Here is a 1,839-nt window from a genome sequence, read left to right as displayed (position 1 = left end):
TAGAAATATCATGTTGCGTGGCGAGTAGGTGTGTCTACTCCAGAAAGGAGGTATTCCAGCCGCACCTTCCGGTACGGCTACCTTGTTACGACTTAGCCCCAGTTATCGGTTTTACCCTAGGACGCTCCTTGCGGTTACATACTTTAGGTACCCCCAACTTCCATGGCTTGACGGGCGGTGTGTACAAGGCCCGGGAACGTATTCACCGCGTCATTGCTGATACGCGATTACTAGCGAATCCAACTTCATGGGGTCGAGTTGCAGACCCCAATCCGAACTGTGAACGGCTTTGTGAGATTCGCATCATATTGCTATGTAGCTGCCCTCTGTACCGTCCATTGTAGCACGTGTGTAGCCCCGGACGTAAGGGCCATGATGACTTGACGTCGTCCCCTCCTTCCTCTCTGTTTGCACAGGCAGTCTGTTTAGAGTCCCCACCATAACGTGCTGGCAACTAAACATAGGGGTTGCGCTCGTTGCGGGACTTAACCCAACACCTCACGGCACGAGCTGACGACAGCCATGCAGCACCTAGTTTCGTGTCCTTGCGGACTGATCCATCTCTGGATCATTCACTAACTTTCAAGCCCGGGTAAGGTTCCTCGCGTATCATCGAATTAAACCACATGCTCCTCCGCTTGTGCGGGCCCCCGTCAATTCCTTTGAGTTTCACCCTTGCGGGCGTACTCCCCAGGTGGAACACTTAACGCTTTCGCTTAGCCGCTGACTGTGTATCGCCAACAGCGAGTGTTCATCGTTTAGGGCGTGGACTACCAGGGTATCTAATCCTGTTTGATCCCCACGCTTTCGTGCCTCAGCGTCAATAAGACCATAGTAAGCTGCCTTCGCAATCGGTGTTCTGAGACATATCTATGCATTTCACCGCTACTTGTCTCATTCCGCCTACCTCTAGTCCATTCAAGCCCATCAGTATCAAGGGCACTGCGATAGTTGAGCTACCGTCTTTCACCCCTGACTTAACAGGCCGCCTACGCACCCTTTAAACCCAATAAATCCGGATAACGCTTGGATCCTCCGTATTACCGCGGCTGCTGGCACGGAGTTAGCCGATCCTTATTCTTCCGGTACATTCAGCTAAATACACGTATTTAGGTTTATTCCCGGATAAAAGCAGTTTACAACCCATAGGGCAGTCTTCCTGCACGCGGCATGGCTGGTTCAGAGTTGCCTCCATTGACCAATATTCCTTACTGCTGCCTCCCGTAGGAGTCTGGTCCGTGTCTCAGTACCAGTGTGGGGGGCCATCCTCTCAGATCCCCTAGTCATCGTCGCCTTGGTGGGCCGTTACCCCGCCAACTAGCTAATGACACGCATGCCCATCTCCATCCCATAAATGTTTGATCATTGGATAATGCCATCCTGTGATTTTATGCGGTATTAATCCGGATTTCTCCGGGCTATCCCCCTGATGAAGGTAGGTTGCATACGCGTTACGCACCCGTGCGCCACTTTCTCTTCCAGCAAGCTGGAAAATATCGTTCGACTTGCATGTATTAGGCCTGCCGCTAGCGTTCATCCTGAGCCAGGATCAAACTCTCCATTGTAAAATGTGTTGTTCAATACTGACCAGTTTTAACTATTGTTAAAAATAGTCTTCTTTTGTTATGTTGTCTGTCAGACAGACACCTTTAAAATAAAGCTACGTAATCATGTACTTTGATCGGTACTCCATTACCTCGCTACGCTACATTGACATCTCTTTTAAGAACTTATCGACTGTTGTTGCCTCGCGGCCCGTCTTTATATATCTGCAGATTTCAGTCTGTTCAAGTCTTGTTCGTCTTAAACATGTTTCCGTCTGTTTCAATCCTGTTTGTT

At 49.6% G+C, this 1,839-nt stretch carries 1 rRNA gene; it reads right to left on the bottom strand.

The features are described 5' to 3' along the window. Positions 1 to 43: 43 nt before the first annotated feature. Positions 44 to 1,565, bottom strand: a 16S ribosomal RNA gene (locus tag BLR60_RS24450). Positions 1,566 to 1,839 lie beyond the last annotated feature (274 nt).

This window comes from Pedobacter terrae, assembly GCF_900100705.1.
Taxonomy (GTDB): domain Bacteria; phylum Bacteroidota; class Bacteroidia; order Sphingobacteriales; family Sphingobacteriaceae; genus Pedobacter; species Pedobacter terrae.
This window is presented reverse-complemented; position numbering and strand designations above follow the sequence as displayed.